Annotated in this window: 22 protein-coding genes and 2 tRNA genes; 9 read left to right on the top strand and 15 right to left on the bottom strand. The window is 58.3% G+C overall.

Translation table 11 applies throughout. The features are described from left to right. Positions 1–120: 120 nt before the first annotated feature. The 7 genes from lpdA to sdhC form a co-directional block, all read right to left on the bottom strand. Positions 121–1,560, bottom strand: a complete 1,440-nt coding sequence (gene lpdA / locus FEU76_RS07050) for a dihydrolipoyl dehydrogenase (protein ID WP_039176345.1) — start codon at positions 1,558–1,560, stop codon at positions 121–123. 113 nt (positions 1,561–1,673) lie between these two features. Then, on the bottom strand, positions 1,674–3,215 hold the full coding sequence (gene odhB, locus FEU76_RS07055; protein ID WP_144981659.1) for a 2-oxoglutarate dehydrogenase complex dihydrolipoyllysine-residue succinyltransferase: 1,542 nt from the start codon (positions 3,213–3,215) through the stop codon (positions 1,674–1,676). A 38-nt stretch (positions 3,216–3,253) separates the two neighbouring features. Then, positions 3,254–6,088: a 2-oxoglutarate dehydrogenase E1 component gene (locus tag FEU76_RS07060; protein ID WP_039176946.1), complete on the bottom strand. Its 2,835-nt coding sequence runs from the start codon at positions 6,086–6,088 to the stop codon at positions 3,254–3,256. Between the two features lie 333 nt (positions 6,089–6,421). After that, positions 6,422–7,132, bottom strand: coding sequence for a succinate dehydrogenase iron-sulfur subunit (locus FEU76_RS07065; RefSeq protein WP_016914530.1), 711 nt, complete (start codon positions 7,130–7,132; stop codon positions 6,422–6,424). A gap of 27 nt (positions 7,133–7,159) precedes the next feature. Further along, positions 7,160–8,932: a succinate dehydrogenase flavoprotein subunit gene (gene sdhA / locus FEU76_RS07070; protein WP_016914531.1), complete on the bottom strand. Its 1,773-nt coding sequence runs from the start codon at positions 8,930–8,932 to the stop codon at positions 7,160–7,162. A gap of 3 nt (positions 8,933–8,935) precedes the next feature. Beyond that, positions 8,936–9,283 carry a succinate dehydrogenase, hydrophobic membrane anchor protein gene (sdhD, locus tag FEU76_RS07075; RefSeq protein ID WP_016914532.1) on the bottom strand — a complete coding sequence of 116 codons (348 nt, stop codon included), beginning with the start codon at positions 9,281–9,283 and terminating at the stop codon, positions 8,936–8,938. Continuing rightward, entirely contained in the window at positions 9,277–9,654 is a 378-nt protein-coding gene (sdhC, locus tag FEU76_RS07080) for a succinate dehydrogenase, cytochrome b556 subunit (protein ID WP_186299111.1), read from the bottom strand. Before sdhC ends, sdhD begins: the two co-directional genes overlap by 7 nt. Before the next feature lie 486 nt (positions 9,655–10,140). Here sdhC and gltA point away from each other — a divergent pair, with 486 nt between their 5' ends. Both gltA and FEU76_RS07090 read left to right on the top strand, forming a co-directional pair. Continuing rightward, positions 10,141–11,427 (top strand): citrate synthase, encoded by a 1,287-nt coding sequence (gene gltA / locus FEU76_RS07085; protein WP_039176356.1) that lies wholly within the window; start codon positions 10,141–10,143, stop codon positions 11,425–11,427. Between the two features lie 114 nt (positions 11,428–11,541). Continuing rightward, on the top strand, positions 11,542–12,423 hold the full coding sequence (locus FEU76_RS07090) for an NAD(P)-dependent oxidoreductase (protein WP_144981662.1): 882 nt from the start codon (positions 11,542–11,544) through the stop codon (positions 12,421–12,423). A gap of 376 nt (positions 12,424–12,799) precedes the next feature. Here the strand turns inward: FEU76_RS07090 and FEU76_RS07095 are convergent. The 3 genes from FEU76_RS07095 to gltX all read right to left on the bottom strand — a co-directional run bounded on the left by FEU76_RS07095 (position 12,800) and on the right by gltX (position 14,608). Further along, positions 12,800–12,875: transfer RNA gene (locus tag FEU76_RS07095), tRNA-Glu, on the bottom strand. Between the two features lie 48 nt (positions 12,876–12,923). After that, positions 12,924–12,999: transfer RNA gene (locus FEU76_RS07100), tRNA-Ala, on the bottom strand. A gap of 130 nt (positions 13,000–13,129) precedes the next feature. Further along, positions 13,130–14,608, bottom strand: a complete 1,479-nt coding sequence (gene gltX / locus FEU76_RS07105; RefSeq protein WP_144981665.1) for a glutamate--tRNA ligase — start codon at positions 14,606–14,608, stop codon at positions 13,130–13,132. A 287-nt stretch (positions 14,609–14,895) separates the two neighbouring features. Between gltX and FEU76_RS07110 the strand changes: the two genes are divergently transcribed. Continuing rightward, complete coding sequence (locus FEU76_RS07110) at positions 14,896–15,420, top strand: helix-turn-helix domain-containing protein (RefSeq protein ID WP_016914537.1); 525 nt, start codon at positions 14,896–14,898, stop codon at positions 15,418–15,420. A 21-nt stretch (positions 15,421–15,441) separates the two neighbouring features. On the opposite strand, the gene FEU76_RS07115 is transcribed toward FEU76_RS07110, so the two are convergent. Then, positions 15,442–16,017, bottom strand: coding sequence for a hypothetical protein (locus FEU76_RS07115; protein ID WP_186299112.1), 576 nt, complete (start codon positions 16,015–16,017; stop codon positions 15,442–15,444). Between the two features lie 69 nt (positions 16,018–16,086). Between FEU76_RS07115 and FEU76_RS07120 the strand changes: the two genes are divergently transcribed. The 3 genes from FEU76_RS07120 (at position 16,087) to FEU76_RS07130 (ending at position 17,317) form a co-directional block, all read left to right on the top strand. Further along, entirely contained in the window at positions 16,087–16,428 is a 342-nt protein-coding gene (locus FEU76_RS07120; protein ID WP_260851368.1) for a type II toxin-antitoxin system HicB family antitoxin, read from the top strand. A 129-nt stretch (positions 16,429–16,557) separates the two neighbouring features. Next, positions 16,558–16,785, top strand: coding sequence for a hypothetical protein (locus FEU76_RS07125; protein WP_144981672.1), 228 nt, complete (start codon positions 16,558–16,560; stop codon positions 16,783–16,785). Then, entirely contained in the window at positions 16,733–17,317 is a 585-nt protein-coding gene (locus FEU76_RS07130; RefSeq protein ID WP_144982397.1) for a DUF2335 domain-containing protein, read from the top strand. Before FEU76_RS07125 ends, FEU76_RS07130 begins: the two co-directional genes overlap by 53 nt. Positions 17,318–17,341: 24 nt before the next feature. On the opposite strand, the gene FEU76_RS07135 is transcribed toward FEU76_RS07130, so the two are convergent. Further along, on the bottom strand, positions 17,342–17,818 hold the full coding sequence (locus FEU76_RS07135; RefSeq protein WP_144981675.1) for a hypothetical protein: 477 nt from the start codon (positions 17,816–17,818) through the stop codon (positions 17,342–17,344). Between the two features lie 133 nt (positions 17,819–17,951). Here FEU76_RS07135 and dusA point away from each other — a divergent pair, with 133 nt between their 5' ends. Beyond that, positions 17,952–18,998, top strand: coding sequence for a tRNA dihydrouridine(20/20a) synthase DusA (dusA, locus tag FEU76_RS07140; RefSeq protein ID WP_144982400.1), 1,047 nt, complete (start codon positions 17,952–17,954; stop codon positions 18,996–18,998). Between the two features lie 65 nt (positions 18,999–19,063). On the opposite strand, the gene FEU76_RS07145 is transcribed toward dusA, so the two are convergent. Then, positions 19,064–20,515, bottom strand: a complete 1,452-nt coding sequence (locus FEU76_RS07145; RefSeq protein WP_081137447.1) for a catalase — start codon at positions 20,513–20,515, stop codon at positions 19,064–19,066. A gap of 187 nt (positions 20,516–20,702) precedes the next feature. Then, complete coding sequence (locus tag FEU76_RS07150) at positions 20,703–21,734, bottom strand: succinylglutamate desuccinylase/aspartoacylase family protein (protein ID WP_039176399.1); 1,032 nt, start codon at positions 21,732–21,734, stop codon at positions 20,703–20,705. A 199-nt stretch (positions 21,735–21,933) separates the two neighbouring features. On the opposite strand from FEU76_RS07150, the gene FEU76_RS07155 reads away from it, so the two are divergent. Both FEU76_RS07155 and FEU76_RS07160 read left to right on the top strand, forming a co-directional pair. After that, positions 21,934–22,545 (top strand): TetR family transcriptional regulator, encoded by a 612-nt coding sequence (locus FEU76_RS07155; protein ID WP_039176404.1) that lies wholly within the window; start codon positions 21,934–21,936, stop codon positions 22,543–22,545. 61 nt (positions 22,546–22,606) lie between these two features. Next, a complete protein-coding gene (locus tag FEU76_RS07160; protein WP_096922567.1) occupies positions 22,607–23,536 on the top strand; it encodes an alpha/beta fold hydrolase in 930 nt (309 codons plus the stop codon). A 6-nt stretch (positions 23,537–23,542) separates the two neighbouring features. On the opposite strand, the gene FEU76_RS07165 is transcribed toward FEU76_RS07160, so the two are convergent. Next, positions 23,543–24,217, bottom strand: coding sequence for a hypothetical protein (locus FEU76_RS07165; protein ID WP_096922566.1), 675 nt, complete (start codon positions 24,215–24,217; stop codon positions 23,543–23,545). Between the last annotated feature and the right edge of the window lie 172 nt (positions 24,218–24,389).

The raw sequence follows: 24,389 nt of genomic DNA on the forward strand, positions 1-24,389 counted from the left end.
TCGCCCTGAAGAACATCTTGCAGGTGCTGGTCATCCCCGTACTTTCATGACGGCGAGTTGCCACACCGCCATGAAAGTGGTGCGCCACCTGACGGTGGCGCTTGGTTGTTGCTTAGCGAATTACTTGCGCTTCTTGCGGTTGGCCATGTGAATGGCATGACCTTCTACCGCCAGAGCAGCTTCGTGCACGGCTTCCGACATGGTCGGGTGCGCGTAGCAGGTCAATGCCAGGTCTTCGGCGCTGGAGCCGAATTCCATGGCGATCACGCCCTGGGCGATCATCTCACCGGCGTGCTGACCCACGATGTGCATACCGAGAATACGGTCGGTTTCCGCATCGGCAATGATCTTGGCGCTGCCTTCGGTGGCGTTGTTGGCCATGGCACGGCCGCTGGCTGCGAAGGGGAAGCTACCGGTCTTGACTTCGATACCCTTGGCTTTGGCGTCCTGCTCGGTCATGCCGACCCAGGCCACTTCCGGGAAGGTATAGATGACGCTGGGGATGGTGTCGTAGTTCATCTCGGCCTTGTGACCGGCGATGATGTCCGCCACCATGATGCCCTCTTCAGAGGCCTTGTGGGCCAGCATCGGGCCGCGTACACAGTCGCCAATCGCGTAAACGCCCGGCACGTTGGTACGGCACTGGTCGTCCACGAAGATGAAGCCACGCTCGTCCAGCTCGACGCCCACGCCATCGGCCACAACGCCTTTGGTGTAAGGACGACGGCCGACACATACGATCAGCTTGTCGAAGGTGATTTCCTGCTCGCCGTCAGCATCGGTGTACTTGACGATGACTTCTTCACCGTTGGTCTCGGAGCCGGTCACACGGGCGCCCAGTTTGATATCCAGGCCCTGCTTCTTGAGCAGTTTCTGAGTCTCTTTGGCAATCGTGGTGTCGACCATCGGCAGGAAGGAGTCCATCGCTTCCAGAACGGTGACTTCAGAACCCAGACGGTTCCAGACGCTGCCCAGCTCCAGGCCGATGACGCCAGCGCCGATCACGCCAAGGCGCTTGGGCGTTTCCTGGAATTCCAGTGCGCCGGTAGAGTCGACGATCAGGCCTTCGGTCAGCGGCGTGGGCGGAATTTCCACCGGCACGGAGCCTGCCGCGATGACGATGCTGTCGGCGTCGTAGGCGGTGGTGTTGCCGTCCAGATCGGTGACTTCGACCTGCTTGCCAGATACGACCTTGCCGGTACCTTCGATGGCGGTCACGCCGTTGGCCTTGAACAGGCCAGAGATGCCGCCGGTCAAGTTCTTAACGATCTTGTCCTTGCGGGCCATCATTTTCTTGACGTCCATGGTGACGTCACCGGCTTCGATACCCATGTCGTCGAAATCGTGCTTGGCTTCGACGAACTTGTGCGACGCTTCAAGCAACGCTTTGGACGGGATACAGCCTACGTTCAAGCAGGTGCCGCCGTGGACGACCTTGCCTTCCTTGCCAATCCATTTTTCAACACAGGCGGTTTTCAGGCCCAGCTGCGCAGCGCGGATAGCCGCTACGTAGCCACCAGGGCCAGCACCGATAACGATCACATCAAACTTGTCAGCCATGTTGGCTCCTTTAGCTTGGTTGCCCCCTCCCGGGTTGATCTAAACCGGGCAGGAGGCAAAGTGCGATTGCAGAGAACGTTTCATCAACAGCGAAGGCGGATCAACGCGCTTCGTTATACGTCCAGCAGCAAGCGAGCCGGGTCTTCCAGCAGCTCTTTGATAGTCACCAGGAATCTTACCGCATCTTTACCGTCGATCATGCGGTGGTCGTAGGAGAGCGCCAGATACATCATCGGGCGAATTTCGACCTTGCCATTCACCGCCATGGGGCGATCCTGAATCTTGTGCATGCCCAGGATAGCGGTCTGCGGCGGGTTGATGATCGGCGTCGACATCAGTGAACCGAAGGTGCCACCGTTGGTGATGGTGAAGGTACCACCGATCATGTCGTCCATGCCCAGCTTGCCGTCACGGCCACGCTTGCCGAAGTCGACGATGCTGCGCTCGACGTCAGCGATCTTCATGCTGTCGGTATCACGCAATACCGGTACCACCAGGCCACGGTCGGTGGAGACGGCGACACCGATATCCTGATAACCGTGGTAGACGATGTCGGTGCCGTCGATGGAGGCATTGACGTCCGGGAAGCGCTTGAGCGCTTCGGAAGCGGCTTTTACAAAGAAGCCCATGAAGCCCAGTTTGACATCGTGGGTCTTCTGGAAAGTGTCCTTGTACTGGGCACGCAGGGCCATGATTTCCGTCATGTCCACTTCGTTGTACGTGGTCAGCATCGCCGCGGTCTGCTGTGCCTGAACCAGGCGCTTGGCGATGGTCTGGCGCAGACGGGTCATCGGTACGCGCTTCTCTTCGCGCTCACCCGCCACCGCCGGAGCCGCCGCAGCCTTGGCCGGCGCAGAGGACTTGGCAGCTTTCTTGGCCGAACCATCCTTGACGGCTTTCTGAACGTCTTCTTTCAGAATGCGACCGCCTTTGCCGGTACCTTCGATCTTGGAAACGTCCAGATCGTGCTCGGCAACCATCTTGCGAGCAGCCGGTGCCAGCACTTTGTCACCTACCTTCTCATCGGCGCCTTCATCGTCAGCGTCGTTGGAAGCGCTGCTAGAAGAAGCGCTGGCCTGGTCACTGCCACCGCCTTCTACGAAGGTTGCCAGAATCGCTTCGGACTCAACCTGGCTGCCCTCTTCTGCCTTGATTTCCGCCAGGGCACCATCTGCAGGCGCCACGACTTCCAACACGACCTTGTCGGTTTCGATGTCGGCCAGCACTTCATCACGCTTGACCGCTTCGCCTACTTTCTTGTGCCAGGTCGCCACGGTGCCTTCCTGAATGGACTCAGGGAAGCTGGGCGCCTTCACGTCGTGCTGCTTGCCACCGGCTGGCTTGGCGGCTTCTTTGGACTCGGCCTTCTCGGCGCTGTCATCGCTGGCGGCACTCTCTTTCTTGCTGCCAGCACCGCTCGCTTCGCCGATCTTGCCCAATACCTGCTCGGACTCGACGGTATCGCCTTCTTCGGCCATCACGTCGGTCAGGGTTCCCGCTTCCGGTGCGACGACTTCAAGCACCACTTTATCGGTCTCGATTTCAACGATCAGCTCGTCGCGTTCGACGCTGTCACCCGGCTTCTTGTGCCACGCGGCCACGGTGCCTTCGGCAACGGATTCCGGAAAGGTTGGCGCTTTGATATCAGTAGCCATGTCGTTTCCCTTATATGTTCTCTAAGCCTGGCGGACGCTTAAATATTAAAAGCGTCTTCCACCAGCTGGCGCTGCTGTTCAGTGTGGACGGACATGTAGCCCGCTGCCGGAGCAGCCGAGGCAGGACGCCCTGCGAATTTCAACTCACGACCCAGGCCGTCTTTCAACAGGTCGGCCACGGCACGCATGTGGTGCTGACTGGAGTACCAGGCGCCCTGATTCAGCGGCTCTTCCTGACACCAGACGATGTCTTCCACATTGGCATATGCCTGGAGCACTTCCAGAAGCTCTTCTTTCGGGAAGGGGTAGAGCTGCTCAAGACGAAGGATGATCGTATCGTCACGCTCGTTCTCAGCACGCCAGTTGGCCAGATCATAGTAGACCTTGCCAGCGCACATGATCACACGAGTGACTTTCTCGGCATCCAGGTTGCCCTGGTCGGGCAGCACCATGTGGAACTTGCCATGGGCCAGATCTTCGAGACTGGACACGGCTTCCTTGTGGCGCAGCAGCGACTTGGGCGACATGACCACCAGCGGCTTGCGCAGCGGGCGAATCACCTGACGGCGCAGCAGATGGAAAATCTGGGCAGGCGTCGTCGGTACGCACACTTGCATGTTGTGCTCGGCGCACAGCTGCAAGAAGCGCTCAAGGCGTGCCGAAGAGTGCTCGGGGCCCTGGCCTTCGTAGCCATGGGGCAGCAGCATGGTCAAGCCACACAGGCGACCCCACTTGGTCTCACCAGAGGAAATGAACTGGTCGACCACGACCTGGGCACCGTTGAAGAAGTCACCGAACTGCGCTTCCCAGATCACCAGATCGTTGGGAGCCGTGGTGGAGTAGCCATACTCGAACGCCAGCACGGCTTCTTCCGACAGGAAGGAGTCGTGGATGGTGAAGCGGGGCTGACCATCGGCCATGTTCTGCAGCGGCACGTAGGTCGTCGCGTCTTTCTGGTTGTGCACCACCGCATGACGATGCGAGAACGTGCCACGGCCAACGTCCTGACCGGTAATCCGGATCGGGTGGCCTTGATCCAGCAGCGTGGCATAGGCCAGCGTTTCGGCGAAGCCCCAGTTGAGCCCCATGCCGCCCGCCTGCATCTTGCGGCGGTCTTCATAGATCTTGGCGACCTGACGCTGTACTTCGACACCGTCGGGGATCTCACACATCTTCGCCGCCAGCTGTTGCAGGCGTTTCATGTCGAAGGTGGTGTCGGCATTGCCGGTCCACTCATGGCCCAGGTAGGGAGCCCAGTCGACGAACAGCGACTTGTTGGGTTCCTGAACCAGCGCGTTGGCCACGTGATTGCCTGCCACGAGATCATCGCGGTAGGTTTCCACCATGGCTTTGGCGTCGTCTTCGGACAGTACGCCCTGCTCGATCAGGCGCTGCGCATACAGCGTGCGTGAGGAGGGGTGGTCCTTGATCTTGGCGTACATCAGCGGCTGGGTGCCCGATGGCTCGTCGGCCTCGTTATGGCCGCGACGGCGGTAGCATACCAGGTCGATGACGACGTCTTTCTTGAACTGCTGACGGTAATCCAGGGCCACTTGGGTGGCGTGAATGACCGCGTCCGGATCATCGCCGTTGACGTGGAAAATCGGCGCCTGAACCATCTTGGCAATGTCAGTACAGTATTCGGTGGAGCGTGCATCGGCCGGGTTGGAGGTCGTGAACCCCACCTGGTTGTTGATGACGATGTGTACCGTACCACCGGTCTTGTAGGCGCGGGTCTGGGACATCTGGAATGTTTCCATGACCACACCCTGCCCCGCGAAGGCAGCATCGCCATGAACGTTGATCGGCAGCACTTTGCTTCCGTCAGCGTCGTTGCGGCGATCCTGGCGGGCACGAACCGAGCCTTCCACCACCGGCGCGACGATTTCGAGATGCGACGGGTTGAACGACATGGCCAGGTGGACTTCGCCACCAGGCGACATGACGTTGGAGCTGAAGCCCTGGTGGTATTTCACGTCACCAGAACCACGCTCGATGACTTTCTTGCCATCGAATTCGTCGATCAGATCCGCAGGGTTCTTGCCCAGGATGTTGACCAGCAGATTCAAGCGGCCACGGTGGGCCATGCCGATAACGACTTCCTTGGTGCCGTAGCCACCGGCGCGCTGAATCAGTTCGTCCATCATCGGTACGAACGACTCGCCACCTTCCAGGCCGAAGCGCTTGGTACCCGGGTACTTGGAGGCCAGGTAATTTTCCAGACCTTCCGCAGCCGTCAGGCGCTCCAATACGTGCTTGCGCACGTCATCGCTGAACTTGGGCGCGCTGCGTACCGATTCGAAACGACGCTGCAGCCAGCGCTTCTCTTCGGTATCCACGATGTGCATGATTTCGCAGCCGATGGAGCGGCAGTAGGTCTGCTCCAGCGCGTCGACGATCTCGCGCAGCGGTGCTTTATCAATACCCAGGAAGAAAGAACCTGTCTGGAACTCGGTATCAAGATCAGCTTTGGACAGCTGATGGAATGACAGGTCGAGGTCGGGGACGGGGGTGGGATTACGCAGACCAAGCGGGTCGATATTGGCCTTTTGATGGCCACGGAAGCGATACGCGTTGATCAGCTGCAGGACTTTGACCTGCTTTTTGTTTTCACCGCTGTCGGACGCGGCGACTACCCGGCCTGGGCGACTTTCACGGCCAAGCTGGTAGAACTGATCACGAATGGGGCTTAGTGGAACATCGTGGGAGGCACTGCCTTCAGCACGCGGCAACTGATCGAAATAGCTGCGCCACTCGTCTGAGACAGAATCAGGATCGGCGAGGTACTGCTCGTAAAGCGCTTCCACGTAGTGGACATTGCCACCACTAACGTGAGAGGAACGCCACATCAACTCCATTATGCCTTGTTGCATCTCTCGGTCACCCTGCACTGATGGGGTGGTATCGGCATCGCTGCATGCGTGCAACGACATCGCTATTGCCCTGCCGGCGGGGCGGGACGTTTGCCGGCGGCGCCGACCTGAGGCCGGTAGCCCTTGTTCATACACGTATGATGACGCGTTTCATTACCAGTTCATGCTCAAAAGCCGGTACTCGTCGCACCGGCTTTTAAACTTGGCTGATCCATGGTGCGGCGCGTCGCCGCACCATGGCAGCCCCTATGATAACAAGCGAAGCGCCACGATTTAAGTAGCTTTGTGATGCAACTTACGTGGTAGTCGCTTTTTTTTCACAGGATTAATGAGTTACGTCGCATCTGCGAGCAACATTTCACGAATTTTACCAATTGCACGGGTCGGATTCAGACCTTTCGGGCATACCGCCACGCAGTTCATGATGCCGCGGCAACGGAATACCGAGAACGGGTCTTCCAGGCTGGTCAGACGCTCACGGGTGGCGGTATCGCGACTGTCGGCCAGGAAGCGGTATGACTGCAGCAGACCCGCCGGGCCCACGAACTTGTCCGGGTTCCACCAGAACGACGGGCAGGACGTGGAGCAGCAGGCACACAGGATACACTCGTACAGGCCGTCCAGCTTGTCGCGCTCTTCTGGCGACTGCAGACGCTCGATGGCGGGCGCTGGCGTGTCGTTTTGCAGATACGGCTGGATGCGCTCGTACTGCTTGTAGAACAAGCCCATGTCCACGACCATGTCACGGATGACCGGCAGGCCAGGCAACGGACGCAGAGTCAGCTTGTTGTTTTTCACGACGTCCGACAGCGGCGTGATGCACGCCAGGCCGTTCTTGCCGTTCATGTTCATGCCATCGGAGCCGCACACGCCTTCACGGCAGCTGCGGCGATAGGCCAGGCCACTGTCCTGCTCTTTCATCAGGTGCAGTACATCCAGCACCATCAGATCGCGACCTTTGGTATCGACCTGGAACTCCTGCATGTAGGGCGCGGAGTCGGTTTCCGGGTTGTAGCGATACACGGATACCTGAAGATTTGACATGGTGTCTCCCTCTCGTCGGTGCGGAGATTAGTAGGTGCGAACCTTCGGCTCGAACGTATCGACTGTTTTCGGCTTGAAGTTGACGTCGCGCTTCTTCAGCTCTTTGCTAGCCGGGAAGTAGAGCGAGTGTTTCAGCCAGTTGACATCATCACGGTCGGGGTAGTCGTAGCGCGAGTGGGCACCACGGCTCTCTTTACGCTCAAGGGCAGCAATCGCCGTTGCTTCTGCCACTTCCATCAGGTTGTCCAGCTCCAGCGCTTCGACACGGGCAGTGTTGAAGGCGTTGGACTTGTCCGGCAGGTGCGCATTGTCGATGCGGCCACGCAGTTCCGCCAGCTGTTTGACACCTTCCTGCATGTTTTTCTCTTCACGGAATACACCGAAAGAGTTCTGCATGATGCTTTGCAGCTCGGCCTTGAGCTCAGGAATGCTTTCACCGCCTTCAGATTCGTTCCAGCGAGTGATGCGCTTCATGGCGGTTTCGATGTCCGACTCGGAGGCATCCAGATATTCGATACCTTCGTTCAGCGCGCCTTCGATGAACATGCCCGCAGCGCGACCGAAGACCACCAGATCCAGCAGCGAGTTGCCGCCCAGACGGTTGGCACCGTGTACCGATACACAGGCAGCTTCGCCACACGCGAACAGACCGTTGACGATCTTGTCGTTGCCGCTCTCGTCCTGGGTGATCGCCTGACCATGAATGTTGGTCGGGATACCGCCCATCATGTAGTGGCAGGTCGGTACGACCGGAATCGGGTCCTTGGCCGGGTCGACGTGAGCAAAGGTCTTGGAGAGCTCGACGATGCCGGGCAGACGCTTGCCAAGTACTTCTTCGCCCAGGTGATCCAGCTTCAGGAACACGTGGTCGCCCTTCTCGCCACAGCCGCGGCCTTCGAGGATTTCCATGACCATGGAACGCGCCACAACGTCACGGCCCGCCAGGTCTTTGGCGTTGGGCGCATAGCGCTCCATGAAACGCTCGCCATCCTTGTTGACCAGGTAACCACCTTCACCACGGCAACCTTCGGTGACCAGCGTGCCCGCACCGTAGATACCGGTCGGGTGGAACTGCCACATTTCCATGTCCTGCATCGGGAAACCAGCGCGCAGCGCCATGCCGATGCCGTCACCCGTGTTGATCAGGGCGTTGGTGGTCGACGCGTAGATGCGTCCGGCACCGCCGGTCGCCAGCACGGTGGCTTTCGACTTGACGTGCACCACTTCGCCGGTTTCGATACACATGGCGATACAGCCCACCACGTCACCGTTGGCGTTCTTGACCAGATCCACCGCGTACCACTCGTTCAGGAACGTGGTGTTATTCTTCAGGTTGTTCTGGTACAGGGTGTGCAGCAGCGCGTGACCGGTACGGTCGGCGGCGGCGCAGGTACGTGCGGCCTGACCACCTTCACCAAAGTTCTTGGACTGACCACCGAACGGACGCTGATAGATGCGGCCATTGTCGAAACGCGAGAACGGCAGGCCCATGTGCTCGAGTTCGAAGACGGCCTTGGGGCCTTCTGAACACATGTACTCGGCAGCGTCCTGGTCAGCGATATAGTCGCCGCCCTTGACGGTGTCATACATGTGCCAGCGCCAGTCGTCGTTCGGGTCGGCGGAGGCAATCGCACAGGTGATACCGCCCTGAGCAGAAACCGTGTGGGAGCGTGTCGGGAACACTTTGGACAGTACCGCTGTCTTTTTACCGGACTTGGCCAGTTCAAGAGCGGCACGCAGGCCAGAGCCACCGCCACCCACGATGATGGCGTCAAACGTCAGGCTACGAAGGTTAGACATAGATCAAGCTCCCCACAGGATTTGGATGCCCCACACCAGGTATACGAAGATGGCCAGAATGATCAGCGTCTGGGCACCCACGCGCAGGCGAGTGGACTTGAGGTAATCGGTAGTGACTGTCCACAAACCGATCCAGGCGTGCGCTGCAATGGAAATGAAGGCCAGCAGCGAGAAAATACGCATCCAGGTTTGCTCGAACAGCCCGCTCCAGGTGTAGTAATCCAGGTTCGGGTTAAACAGCAGGTAGGCGACGATGAAGACCGTGTAAAGGGCCAGGATGACCGCAGATACTCGCTGCATCAACCAATCGGACAGACCGCTACGGCCAAAACTCGTGATGTTGGTTACCATACCCAAACTCCTGCCAGAATAATCAGAACCGCACTGACTACGACCGTAGCCTGTGCTTTTTTCACGCCACCCTCCAGGGTCACGCCAATGTTGGCATCCATGAGCAGGTGCTTGATGCCTGCCACGAAGTGGAATGCCAGGGCAGACAGCAGGCCCCAGGCAACGAACTTGGCGAAGACGTTGTTCGCCAGGGCGTTGCTGACAGCGTCAAAGCCAGCCGGAGATGACAGGGATTTGCCCAGCGCCCAGAAAGCGAAAATCAGGCCGACAAACAGGATCACGCCGGTGATACGGTGCGTAATCGACGTCAGCGCTGGCAGTGGGAAATGTATCGTAGTCAGGTCTAGGTTTACGGGTCGTTTGCTATTCACGGCGTTATACACACTCTCTTGGCCCGCTCAGCGACGGTCGGGCATAACCCGAGCGGGCAGTGGTTGCTGGAAGGGGCTCGGCCGTTGCCAAGTCGGGCACGACCACCTACCTGCCGGTCGCGCGCCGTGGATTATAAGAACCTTAGCCCCTGCTGACAAACCGATCTCAGACTTAACTCGACCATGGTGCAAGAAAATAGCCAATGGTCTGAGTCGATTTTGCGATGCAGCATGGTTATAGTGACATTAGATGGACGGTTTGATAAGCCTGTTAACGTATCGTCAATCCTCTGTCACTTCGGTACTATAGATCCCGATCAATCATATACAATTATTATCCAAAACAACACATCCTGTATAAGCATGTCTAGCATTTAGGCTAATTGACAAAATGTCGCACACTTCTATAGTGGGCAAGCCTTTTCGCCGGCGCGGCATGCGAAACAACGACTTTACGTCCCAAACCGAACTCGAAAGGAGGCCATCATGGCTGACAGGAAAGCGACATTGACGGTAGACGGTCTCGACAAGACGATCGAACTACCCATGTATTCCGGCACACTTGGCCCCGACGTCATCGACGTGCGCGGCCTGGGCGCCGAAGGCCTGTTTACCTACGACCCCGGCTTCATGGCCACCTCTTCCTGCCAGTCCGCAATCACCTACATCGATGGCGGCAAGGGCGTACTGCTGCACCGCGGCTACCCCATCGACCAACTGGCAAAAGAATCCAACTTCGTCGAAGTGTGCTACACCCTGCTGTTTGGTGAACTGCCCACAAAAGAGCAGTACACCGATTTCGAATCGCGCATTCGCAATCACACCATGGTGCATGACCAGATCAACAACTTCTTCAAGGGCTTCCGTCGCGACGCACACCCGATGTCGATCCTGTGTGGCGTGGTCGGTGGTCTGGCAGCGTTCTACCATGACCACATGGACATCACTCAGGAAGAAGACCGCGTCATCAGCGCGATTCGCCTGATTGCCAAAATGCCTACCCTGGCCGCCATGTCGCACAAGTACAACGTTGGCCAACCCTTCAACTACCCGCGCAACGACCTGAGCTATGCAGAGAACTTCCTCTACATGATGTTCAGCAACCCTTGCGAGGAGTACAAGATCAACCCGGTGTACGCCAAAGCCATGGACCGCATCTTCATGCTGCATGCGGACCATGAGCAGAACGCCTCCACCTCCACCGTACGCCTGGCAGGCTCTACCGGCGCCAACCCGTTTGCCTGTATCAGTGCGGGCATCGCGGCACTCTGGGGCCCAGCACACGGCGGCGCCAACGAAGCCGTGCTGAACATGCTCGACGAAATCGGCGACGATTCCGAAGAGAATATTCAGCGCTTCGTGGACAAGGCAAAAGACAAGAACGACCCGTTCAAGCTGATGGGCTTCGGCCACCGCGTTTACCGCAACTTCGACCCGCGCGCCAAGGTCATGAAAGAGACCTGCGACGAAGTACTGGCCGAGCTGGGCCTGGCCGATGACCCGCAGCTGAAGATCGCCAAGCGCCTGGAGCAGATCGCCCTCGAAGACGAATACTTCATCGAGCGCAAGCTGTACCCGAACGTCGACTTCTACTCCGGCATCATCCTCAAGGCCATGGGCATTCCGACCAACATGTTTACCGTGATTTTCGCGGTATCCCGTACCATTGGCTGGATCTCCCATTGGCACGAAATGCTCAGCGAAAGCTACAAGATCGGTCGTCCGCGCCAGCTTTACATTGGTCATGACCAGCGTGACTACCCCAAGAAGTAATCGGCGGCTTGTACGGCGATGACTGAACGACACAAAGGCCACCCACGGGTGGCCTTTTGCGTGCAGCCTACCCCCTTCATGACACCACTCCCCCATCAACAACAAAGGTGCTTTATGTCTTCTATTACTACCGTTGCCTTTATCGGCCTGGGCGTCATGGGCTATCCCATGGCAGGACACCTGGCCAAGCAGGGCCTGACCACCCGCGTTTATAACCGCACGGCCGCCAAAGCCCAGGCATGGGCCGATCAGTTCGGCGGCACGGCCCACGCCACGCCCGCCGAGGCGGCCCAGGGCGCCGATCTGGTGCTGGTGTGCGTGGGCAATGACGACGACGTGCGTCAGGTCACCACCGGCGAACACGGCGTGCTGCAGTCCATGGCCCCAGGCAGCTATCTGGTGGACCACACCACGGCCTCAGCCGACCTGGCACTGGAGCTGGATGCCGCCTGTCGCCAGAAGAGCCTTCACTTTATCGATGCCCCGGTATCCGGCGGCCAGCAGGGCGCAGAAAACGGCGCGCTGACCATCATGTGCGGCGGTGAACAGGCCCCTTTCGATGCCGTCGCCCCCGTGCTTGACCACTATGCTCGCGCTGTCACGCTCATGGGCCCCGCCAGTAGCGGCCAGCTCACCAAAATGGTCAACCAGATCTGCATCGCCGGCCTGGTACAAGGGTTGGCAGAGGGGCTGCACTTTGCCGAACAGGCAGGACTGGATCAGCATCAAGTGATCGAGGTGATTTCGAAAGGTGCCGCAGGATCCTGGCAGATGGAAAACCGCCACAAGACCATGATCGCCGATGAGTATCAGCACGGCTTTGCCGTCGACTGGATGCGCAAGGATCTGGGCATCTGCCTGGAGCAAGCGCGCAGACTGGACGCCACGCTACCCGTCACCGCACTGGTGGATCAGTTCTATGCCGACGTCCAGCGTATGCAGGGTGGCCGATGGGACACCTCTTCGCTGTTGAAGCGTCTCCGCAAAGGCGAATAGCACTTGACATTTTGACACTGACAGCCGGATCAGGGTTTTCCACACTATCTGTGGATAACCCTGTTCACAACCACTACAAAACGTCCCGTAATCGCCATGAACAGTGACCCAGCCTTAAATTGGTCATTTTTTAACCTCTCATAAGCCGTTGATTTAAAAGAGATTAAGCTAAGACGCTGATTTTTTATGTCATATTCACGAGGCTGTGCACAACCCTTTACCCAGACGAGCAAAAGTGGACAAGTCAAGCACAATATTGACAAAAAAAGCGATAAATTGGCTAAAACGCCAAACAGGAAGCAGCCGAAAAAGCAACGCGACATTGGGTTGCTATCGAGACTTTTAAAAGGGGGAAATACAAAAAACCAGAAGAAGGTGGCGTCCCATAGGGGGTTCGAACCCCTGTTCCCGCCGTGAAAGGGCGGTGTCCTAGACCACTAGACGAATGGGACGTATCTACCTTTTTTACATCATGGTACATCGTTAGCATGGGCTAATGATGGTGGAGCCTAGCGGGATCGAACCGCTGACCTCAACACTGCCAGTGTTGCGCTCTCCCAGCTGAGCTAAGGCCCCACATGTCGTGAAGACGGAGCGTATATTACTGATTACGCTCGCCTTCGTCAACCCTGTTTTCGCAAGAAGCGTCAAATATCTCGCTTGCCGCTCATCTGACGCTCCCTGCCCCTCTGTACAGGTCGAGTGTTTACAGGTCGCGGAACTCTTTTTCGAAGCGTTTCGCCTGCTTTTTCGATACGCCACCCAATACCTCGATAGCGTGGCGCAAGCGAGCCCGCGTCACGTCCGACCCGAGAATCGCCATGGCGTCCATGACGGACGTGCTGGAAGCACTGCCCGTAATGGCAATGAACACCGGCGCCAGAAACGCCTTCATCTTGAGCTCGAAGTGTTCCGCCAGGTGTTTGACTTCCGTCAGCAGCGCTTCCTTGTGCCAGGCATTGACGGCTTCGAAGCGCCATACCAGGAATTGCAGCAGCTTCACCAGCTCTTCGTCTTCCAGCTTGATAGCATCGAAATCCTGCTTTTCCAACGAGGGCAGCCCAGAGAAGAAATGGCCCGCCAGCGGAACCACCTGCGAGAGCGTCTCTACCCGCGGGCGAACCTGGGGCAGGATCTGTTTGACATAGGCATCGTTGAACGCCCACTCGCGCAGCGCCAGCAGCAACGCATCGTCATCCAGGTCTTCACGAATATAAACGCCGTTCAGCCAGGTCAGCTTCTCCAGATCGAATACCGGCCCACCCAGCGATACCCGCTGAATGTCGAACTCAGCCATCATTTCGCTCAGGCTGAACTTTTCGCGCTCGTCCGGCATCGACCACCCCATCCGACCCAGATAGTTGGTGACGGCCTGGGGCAGGAAACCCATGCGACGATAATAGTTGATCGAGGTCGGGTTCTTGCGCTTGGAAAGCTTCGACTTGTCCGGGTTGCGCAGCAGCGGCATGTGGCAGAGCTGGGGCATTTCCCAACCGAAGTAGTCATAGAGCAGCTGGTGCTTGGGTGCCGAGTTGATCCACTCTTCGCCACGCAGCACGTGGGTGATGCCCATCAAATGGTCATCGACCACGTTGGCCAGGTGATAGGTGGGCATACCATCGGACTTCATCAGGATTTGTGCATCCACCTGCGTCCAGTCCACTTCTATTGTGCCACGCAGCATGTCACTGACCACGCAGACGCCTTCACTGGGCACGTTCATGCGGATGACATACGGCCAGCCTTCCTGCTCACGACGCGCCTGCTCGGCGGTATCCAGCGCCAGGTCTGCAGGCTTCAGGGCCAGATGCAGGCCTGCTTCCTTGCGGGATTCACGCAGCTCGTCCAGCTCTTCACTGGTGCGGTAGCACTTGAAGGCATGGCCTGCATCCAAAAGCTGCTGCGCATACTGGGCGTAGATCTCGCCGCGCTCGCTTTGACGGTAAGGGCCATGCGGGCCGCCTACATCAGGGCCTTCGTCCCATTCGAGCCCCAGCCACCGTAACGAGTCGAGAATCATCTGTTCTGATTCAGGGGTAGAACGCACCCGATCGGTATCTTCAATGCGCAAGATGAACTGACCACCGTGCTGACGGGCAAAGCAGAGGTTGAACAGCGCAATGTAGGCCGTGCCTACGTGCGGGTCCCCAGTGGGGGAAGGCGCAATACGAGTACGTACGGTCATCAATCTATCCTTGTGGCGGAAAATGCATCGCCACATTATACGCGCCCCAGCTATATCCAACAGCACCCGCAGGGGAACGAGTTTGCCTCAAAAGCGTCATAACCCAAGCTCAATGTTCACGGTGTGGAAGATGCGCGTTAAAGCACAATCGCTTAGTATGGTGAAGTACCCATGATTCGTGTTCATGCATGCGAACGATTCTCATCGTTTACAGCGTGTTCTGAGCGCCACCGAATAGGTGGAAGTACATTTAACGAGCTGATTTAGCTCATCGATAGGAAGATGAAATGGAATCGCTAGGCTCACGTATCAAGCAACTGAGGCTTAGGGCCAAGCTCAACAAAGCTGCCCTAGCACGTAAAGTTGGCGTGTCGGATGTCACCATTTCTTATTGGGAATCTGGGGCAATCAAACAGATCGGCCATGAACGCCTGGTGGCGCTCGCGGACGCACTGGATTGCTCACTTGCTACCCTATTGGAAGGAGACAGCGCGCCGCAACTGCTCACCCTGAACCATACTGGTCCCCTCCCCTGGGAACAGGTTCAGGCCACTGCTATCACCGTGCCGCATCACCTGCCGTTGAAGATCGACTGGAAAGCACCTTGCGTGATGGTGACACCTGCCAAGGAAGCAGATTTTTCACCAGCGTCGGCGGGAGACCTGCTGCTCCTCGGCCCGACACACGTGTTTCACAAGGCTGGGCATTACCTGGTACAACGGGATGATCAATACGTCATTGAGCACTATACAAAAGCGCCCAATAGCACGTCGATCCATGCCGTTCTGCTTGCCCACTGGTGTGCTGCCTAAAGCATCTTTACCTCCCCGTCCCTAATTGTCCTCAAACACGTCCACCTGGTCGCGCGTTCGTCTTGGTTCACTGCCTATCAAGAGACGCCGCGAGTAGGTGGCCACCTGACCCAACCCATGGCGGGATTGGCTGACCAGCTCTCCCGCCAAATGCTCACCCAGATCACCAATGCGTGCCCGCACGCTGGCTGGCTGAACAGCGGCTTCGGAAAGCTGTACTCGCACCACGTAACCGCCATCCGGCAACCCACTTCCCGTACCCAGCGGCCCGACTTCGAACTGCCCTTCCCTGACTTGAGTACGCGCTTGCCAGCGCACGCGGCTCAGCTCACGCTCGACCACGACCTGTACCTGGGCTCCGTCCGGCAAGTTGGTCCGGCCCGCAATCATCAATCGGCGGTCAGAGAGTAATTGAGCAGAGGTCGAGACTTCCACCTCCAGCGGCTCGATAGGCTCGGCTTCCGCCACTGGCTCGGCCGCGGCGGTCTCTTCCACCTGAACCGTCTCTGCCGGCGTCTCCTCTTCGGGACCACTGCAGCCCTGCAACATCAATGCACCCAGCAGAGCGGCTCCTGCGTAACCTAGCGCTTTCCCCATCACCACGTCTTCCCCTTGTTATTGGCGGATACCTACCATACCGCTTTTGACCACAAAAAACGCAAAGTGATGCAAGCATTTACCCAATATCAGACCAGGCTTGAGAAGCGCTTTGAAGGACACGCCTATGGCATCATCGTACCCGACCTGCCCGGCTGCCACTCCGCAGGCGACAGCTTCGAAGAGGCCCTGGCCAACGCCAAAGAAGCCATCGATGGCTGGCTGGAAGTCGCGGTCGAGTACGGCGACCCCCTCCCCGAAGCCACGTCCATCGAACACCATATGGACAGCCCCGACCTCACCGGCTGGATCTGGGCCGTCGTCGATATCGACGTGACCCCGTACCAGGACAAAAGCCACAAGATCAACGAAGTGCACCCCAACAGGTGGCACAGCAGCACTGCGTTGTGATGGACAACCCTTGCGCTGTCCACTTAAAGTGTCAGACTATAGATAACTGAGATATCCAACTGATCATCAGACATGGCGGAATTTTCCGTGAACCGATGTGAAAGAAAGGCTGCAAAGGAGGCCAAGACCATGAAGATTTCATCTTCACGCCGTCAACGTCTACTGAGCGCCGTCGGTAGCCTTATCGACATCCAGCCAAACACTCGTTACCGTGATTTGATTGACGCTCATAAAACTGATCTTGAACGACTCGGCTCTGACTGGGAGCAGATCGGTAAAGACATGGATCGCGCTGTTGAACGATATGACCAAACCTTCATCAAGCCCACAGCCCGGCAGCGAGTCACAGAAGCCTGATCAAACGGATCACGACGAGCACACGCCGCATCATCAAAACCTTCGGTTGAATCAGGAAACTGATTCGATTGAGGATCAACAAGAGCTAGCCGAGCTTGGCTCTCTGCTAAGCAAAGACGAGCTCTCAGATGAAGAGCAGCAAGTACTTACCCAGCTATTGCAGCGCCATAAATCAGACGTTGCTGTGGCCATAAGCCGACGTACTACCTCGGCATTCCAAGGGCCTCTACCTCCTCCTAGCATTTTGCGCGGCTATGAGGACATAGTACCTGGTTCGGCAGCCAAAATAATCGATTGGGCGGATAGCGAACGCGAACACAGACATCGTACGGAAACGACTATTGTACGTGCTGAAACCACTCGTGATTTACGTGGCCAATTGCTGGCCGCAGCAGTAGCAATGGCAGGTTTCAGCGTAGCTGCCTTTGCTTTGTACTTAGGCCATGCAGGCGTAGCTGCGATGATCACAGCCATGGATATAGGCGGCATGGTCGCGGCCTTCATCTATGGTCGACGCCGTACTGAAGACTAGGCACATCAGAAAAACCCCCTAGAGCTATTCACCAAAAGCTCCCAACCAACTCATGCCCAGAGGCGTGGGTGCCGTTTTTAAGATGATGCCCAGCCAGGTGATATCTTGCGCGGTGGTCGAAGGCTTTATACCACTGCGCCGCCGCATCTGGGCGTGCTCGATGATCTGCTCGCTGCTGAGCTCGGTGATCTTGACGCGGGCAATGGGGAAACGCTGCAGCTGCTCGATGGTGGCTCGCTTGCTACGGCCTGCGCCGTCGGCAAATTCATGCAGGTAGCGCTCGATGGCATCGTGTAAAATAACGCCTTTCCACTTAGCGGTAAGCACGCCACCAGGCGCGGCCAGCTCCAACTCCCGGCGCTTCGCCCACTCCTCAGCCATTGCCTTTCTGGGGAATGTTTTCGACTCTGAGTAGTCTGGTTGCCCACGGCGGGCAATGCGAATTTGCACCAGATATGAGAAACTGCCGTCCTTCTTACGGCGCTTGCGAATCGTTGCCATACTTGCCCCCCCTCGATGTACCAAATTCAAAGCGGCTCAAGTACCAGATATGTACCAACGAACCATGTAAAACGCCGCTTAACCACTGTAAATATGAACAGTTATGAATGATACCACAAACGCTCAAACCCGCATGAAGTCTGGCACCGCCCGCCCAGCGCTGGATAGAACTTTCTCCGTCGCGCCGATGATGGACTGGACTACAAGAGACTACCGTGCGTTCGCTCGCACCCTGACTAGGCGTGCGCTGCTGTATACCGAGATGGTGACCACCGGTGCGGTGCTGCACGGCTCCCCGCGTGAGCGCTTTTTGGGGTACAGCGAGGTGGAGCATCCGATAGCCCTGCAGTTGGGGGGTAGCGATGCGGGAGAGTTGGCGGAGTGTGCTGCGATCGCTGAGGCGTGGGGGTATGACGAGGTCAACCTGAACGTGGGCTGCCCCAGTGACCGGGTGCAGAACAACATGATTGGCGCCTGCCTGATGGGCCACCCCGAAAAAGTGGCCGCCGCAGTCAAGGCCATGCAGGCGGCGGTGTCGATTCCGGTGACGGTGAAATGCCGTATTGGTATCGATGACCAGGATGAAGACGCCGATTTGGCACGGTTCATTGATATCGTAGCTTCGGCAGGCTGCAGCGTGTTTACCGTTCACGCCCGCAAAGCCTGGCTACAGGGGTTATCCCCGAAAGAGAACCGTGACATTCCACCGCTGAACTACCCTCGGGTGCATCGATTGAAACAGAGCCACCCCGAGCTGCACATTGGCATCAACGGCGGGATTAAAACCCTGGCCGAGTGCCAGGCGCAGCTGGAGCATGTGGACAGCGTGATGGTAGGCCGCGAGGCGTACCAGAACCCGTGGCTACTGGCCGGTGTCGATGAGCAGCTGTTTGGTGAGCCCGGCCCGGCCCGCACGCGTCTGGAAGCGGCCACGGCCTTCCGCCCCTATATTCAGCAGCGCCTGGATGAGGGCGCCAAGCTGAATCATATTACGCGGCATTTGCTGGGGCTGTTTCAGGGCTGCCCGGGCGGGCGCCGGTTCCGCCGTCACCTGTCGGAACACGCCCATAAAGAGGGTGCGGGATTACGCTTGTTCGATGACGCGCTCGGCCTGGTGCGCGAGCCGGATACCGATACACCGCCAGTGGATGAGCAGACAACAAAACAGCCCGTGGCCTGACGGCCAACGGGCTGTTCCGAGCAAACGCCCAGCGAGCTGATCGCTGGGCGTTTTCGTTCAAGAGGCTACTGTTCGCGAACGCCTTGCTCGATACGCTCTCCCACCTCTTGGTCGATATTGCGCCAATACTCGAACGCCCGGGCCAATACCGGCTCAGAGACGCCTCCCGAGAGATGCCCGACCACATTGGACACCAGCCGCTCGCGCTGGGCGTCGTCCATCACGTCGCGCACCAGCGCGTGGGCCTGGCGCCAGTCATCGTCATCTTTTCTGAGCGTGTAGGCCGTCCGTATGAATTGCCCGTCGGTCGACCACACGGCGTCTTCCGGGAAGCGCTGCCCATCCGCCTTGGGGCCACCTTTGCTGTTGGGTGCATAGGTAGGATCGGTGGCGTGACGAATACGCATTGCGCCCCCTTGGCCATAGCTGTGCACCGGGCATTTGGGCGTATTGACCGGAATGTGCTTGTAGTTCACCCCCAGTCGAGCACGGTGCGCGTCGGCATAGGAGATCGCCCTTGCCAGCAGCATCTTGTCCGGCGACAGCCCCGTCCCCGGCACCATGCTGTTGGGCTCGAAAGCGGCCTGCTCGATTTCACTGTGGAAATCAGTGGGGTTCCTGTCCAGCGTCAGCTTGCCCACCTCGATCAGCGGGTAGTCGTCATGGGGCCAGATCTTGGTCAGGTCGAAAGGGTTGATGCGGTAGGTTTTGGCATCTTCGAAGGGCATGATCTGCATCTTCAAAGTCCAGGTAGGGTGATCCCCCCGCTGAATGGCTTCGAAGAGGTCACGACGGTGGTAGTCGGCATCGCTACCGGCCATCTGGTCGGCCTGCTCCTGGGTCATGCACTTGATGCCCTGGTCGGTCTTGAAGTGATACTTCACCCAAAACCGCTCGCCTGCCTCATTGACCCACATATAGGTATGGCTGGAATAGCCGTTCATGTGCCGCCACGTGGCAGGAACGCCACGGTCTCCCATCAGCCATGCCACCTGGTGGGCCGACTCGGGTACCAGCGTCCAGAAATCCCACTGCATGTCGTGGTCTCGCAGGCCGTTGTCAGCCCGGCGTTTCTGGGAGTGAATGAAGTGCTGAAACTTCATCGGGTCGCGAACGAAAAACACGGGGGTGTTGTTACCCACCATGTCGAAGTTGCCTTCCTCGGTGTAGAACTTGATGGAAAACCCGCGGGGGTCCCGCCAAGTGTCCGGGCTTCCGCTCTCGCCTGCCACGGTCGAGAAGCGGATCAGCACATCGGTCTTCTTGCCAGGCTGTAGAAAGCCAGCCTTGGTGTACTGGCTGACATCCTGAGTCACTTCAAAATGACCAAACGCCCCGCTGCCTTTGGCATGGGGCTGACGGTCAGGAATCATTTCACGGTTGAAGGCCGCCATCTGCTCCATCAGATAGTGGTCATGCATGACGATGGGACCATCGGCCCCGACCGAAAGCGAGTGCTCGTCGCTGGCAACCGGAATACCGGCTTCATTGGTGGTGGGGTGCTGGTGGCTACTCATGGCGCTTCCTCCTTGTCACATTCGACCAGACGCCGTTGCGTCGTTGGAAATGGCCCACAGCGCACGAGGCATTTCGCCTTTGCGCTGGCTGGCTCCCCCACAGGTATAGTCAACAAGCAGGCATATCGCCATCCATGGCGCCTTAACGTTGGCTATTGAAGCGATCAATATTTGCTATCAAAAAAGCTCAATACAGGGAGTCGGGAGGCGGTTCCAGGCTGGATTGAAAGCTTTCGATGGCCGTCTCGGCTTCTTCTATCTCATCGAAGCGAGCGATGTGATAAAGCGCTTCGCCTTCATTGGCCAGCGGCAGGCGGCTCATGCCAATCACGATGCCATCGGCCATGGCCAGCACCTCGCCCTCATCATTGCCGAAGGGGTCCGCTACCTTGCCGAGCACTTCGCCCTTGGCCACGCGCGCCCCCAGGCGCACCTGGGGCCGTAAAATGCCATCGATAGGCGCACGCGCCCAACTGGAGCCATTGGCCAACTCGGCGGGGGCGGGGGTACGGCGGCGCTGCTCGCCACTCAGCATCCCCAGGCGGCGCATGACTCTGAGAATGCCTTTGACACCTGGCGCAATCGCCCACTCATCGAAACGCAGTGCCTCACCGGCTTCATAAGTCAGCACGGGAATGCCCAGGTTCTGGGCATAGTGGCGCAGGCTGCCTTCCCGCAGTTCGGCATTCAGAATGACCGGGGCCCCAAAGGCATCGGCCATGCGCTCGGTTTCGCTGCCAGGGGTCAACTGCGCACGAATTTGCGGCAGGTTGGTGCGATGAATCGCCCCCGTGTGCAGGTCGATGATATGCGTCGCATGATCGACGATCTCATCTCTGAACAGCGCGGCAATACGCCCCCCCAGCGAGCCCTTTTCGCTGCCTGGAAAGCAGCGGTTCAAGTCGCGGCGGTCGGGCAGGTAGCGGGTTTGCTGCAAGAAACCGAACACATTGACCACCGGCACGGCAATCAGCGTTCCGCGCAGGCTGTTGATGGACTTCGAGCGCAGCACGCGCCGCACGATTTCCACGCCGTTGATTTCATCCCCATGGATACCGCCACAGACCAGCATGACCGGCCCCTCTTTGCGGCCATGCACCACCTCGACGGGAATATGCAGCGGTGTGTGGGTGTAGAGGCGTGCCACCGGCACATCGATCTGTAACCGTTGGCCGGGCAGTACGGTATGCCCGGCTAGCGTAAAAGGCGCTCGCGCCATGACAACTCCTCGATCAAGCATCGTGCAGTAGCTAAAAGGTTGGAAAATCTGATGTCTGAAAACTCTATTTAGCATTATCCGACATCTTTGTTAACGCACGCTATGAAGTTCTCTGATTAACCATACACTTTTGAATGTAAAAAACCGGCGAGTTCATATAAAATACGCCGCATACGTGTCGAGAGTGAGGTGAGGTTCCATGGCAAGAAAAACCAAAGCGGAGGCTGCGGCAACGCGCGAAGCGCTGCTGGATGCGGCTGAAGAGGTGTTTTTCGAAAAAGGCGTTGCTCGCACCTCGCTTGAGCAGATTGCCCGCCATGCGGGGCTGACCCGCGGTGCCGTCTATTGGCACTTCAAGAACAAGGGCGATCTGTTCATGGCGCTGGTGGAGCGGGTGCGCATGCCCTTCCAGTCATTGATCGATGAAGTCAATAACGCCGATCCACACGTTTCACCGCTGGAAGCCATTCGCCTGGCCTGCCACGCGGGCTTGCAGCGTATCGAACAACCTTCCCATCAGCGTATTTTGTCGATCCTGCTCCATCGCTGTGAATTCTTCAGCGATATCAACCCCATTGCCATGCAGGATGAAATCGGCGAAGAGTGCTTCGACGAAATGCTGCCGGTGTTCCAACTGGCCCAGCAACAGCAGGATATGCGCGAAGATATCAGCCCGGAAACCGCCACCCGCCTGATGCAGTGCGCGCTCGGCGGCCTGTTTCATGATTGGCTGCGCACGCCGGATGCTTTTTCTGTCTCCGAGCGCGGCGCAGAAATCATCGATACGCTGATCCGCATGATGCGCAAGTAAACGCTCTACTGCACCGCAGCATTGCATCTATACTACAGGCACCACATGACAGGAGCCGTGTATGGATGCCTTGGAGTTTGTACGCGTACGTGAGCTGGAGATTGCGGTTCGCATCTGGAACCCTGACGCCAAACGAACCCTGATTGCTTGGCACGGGCTGGCTCGCCACGGCGGTGATTTTGCCGCCCTGGCCCGCGAGCTCGGCAGCGAATGGCGCGTACTGGCCCCGGACACCCCAGGGCGCGGCCTATCGAGCTGGTCGCTGTTTCCCGCCCATGACTACCTTTACAGCCACTATGTCACCGTTGCCATCGCGCTGCTGGACCACTACCAGTTGGAACAGGTGGACTGGCTGGGCACCTCCATGGGAGGGCTGCTTGGTATGCTGATCGCCGCCGACGAGCAACACGCAGCGCGCATTGCTCGTCTGGTCCTCAATGACGTTGGGCCTGAGCTCGATAAGGAAGGGCTGATTGCGCTGTCGAGCTACTTTGGCGTCACCCACCGTTTCAACAACTTTGCCAACCTGCAGGCAGAGCTGGTCAAGCACTATGCCAGCTTCGGCATCACCAGCGAAGCGGAGTGGCGCGAGCTGGCGCTCAATAGCTCACGACGCCTGCCCGATGGCAGTTGGACCTACCACTTCGACCCACGCATAGGCGAGCAGTTTATTCACGATACACCACGGGATACCTGGGCCGACTGGGCGAAGATACGCTGCCCGCTCATGGTCATTCGCGGTGAAACCTCTACCCTGCTGGCCGCCGAAACGCTGCCCAAAATGGCCGAGTCACAGCCGTCGTTGGTGACCATGACCGTGCCGGGCTGCGGGCATGCGCCGATGCTCAACGACGCTCAGCAGGTCAAGCCCATACAGCACTTTCTGACGACTCCGTTAGCCGCCTCTTCCACGGCAACACCTGCCCAGCCAACTGGCACGTTCAGCCAGTGGCTGGCAGATGTGTGGCGCTACCTGAGAGGCAGTAGATAGGGCTGGTTACGTCGGGTAGCCATTGGGGTGGTGCTTGTGCTGCAAGCGCAGCTTGTTGAGGCGTACCCGTGTATCCAGGTAGTCCTGCTCCATGACGCTGCGGTAGGCCCCTTCACTGGCCAGATATTTGACCAATACCCGATGCTCACCCGGCTGGGGGCAATCCCCCGCCTTGCAATGCAGGCGCACCACGCTGTTTGGCTCATTGAGCAGCCGAGCAGTGGCAACGCCCTGCTGGTCGCGCTCGGCCACTACCGCCGTGGCGCCCAGCAGGCAACGGCGCTGGAACGGCGGGTAGCGATGCAGCCCACGCTGCAGGGCGTGACACACGGCAGCCGCCAGCGGCGAAGCAACGGCAAAGGAAGCCCACAGCACCAGCACACCCACAGGCACTCTCAACATGCCCAGCGGTAGCCAGCGCAGCACCAGCAGCTCGACGGCCAGCGATATGGCGCCTGCCAATAGAACGAGCAGGCTCAGCGCCAGTGAGGCGGGCACACCCGCAAAGCCCAGCGAGACGAGCGTGCTCGCCATGTGGTCATCGCGCAGGCTATCGCGTTCGAACAGCTCCAACGGCGCCAGTCGCAACAACACCAGCAGCCAATAGAGAATGCCCAGTATCAGCAGCAGGGCAAAGACGATGGACGGAAACTGCAGAGCAGCAGACATGAAGGTTTGCATGGCGTGTTCTCCTCCGGGCAAGTTGCCCGGTCTTGTTCTCGCCTGAGCCTATTTTCGACCATTATTGTGCTACTCAGGCTAAAACGATGGTCACTTTCAGCTTAGCTCATCTTAGCCATGTCAGTAGCTCGGGCATTGACCCGTGTCAGCCTTTGGCCCGACGCCCACAAAA

It is taken from the genome of Halomonas sp. C22, assembly GCF_007655045.1.
GTDB lineage: Bacteria > Pseudomonadota > Gammaproteobacteria > Pseudomonadales > Halomonadaceae > Vreelandella > Vreelandella hamiltonii.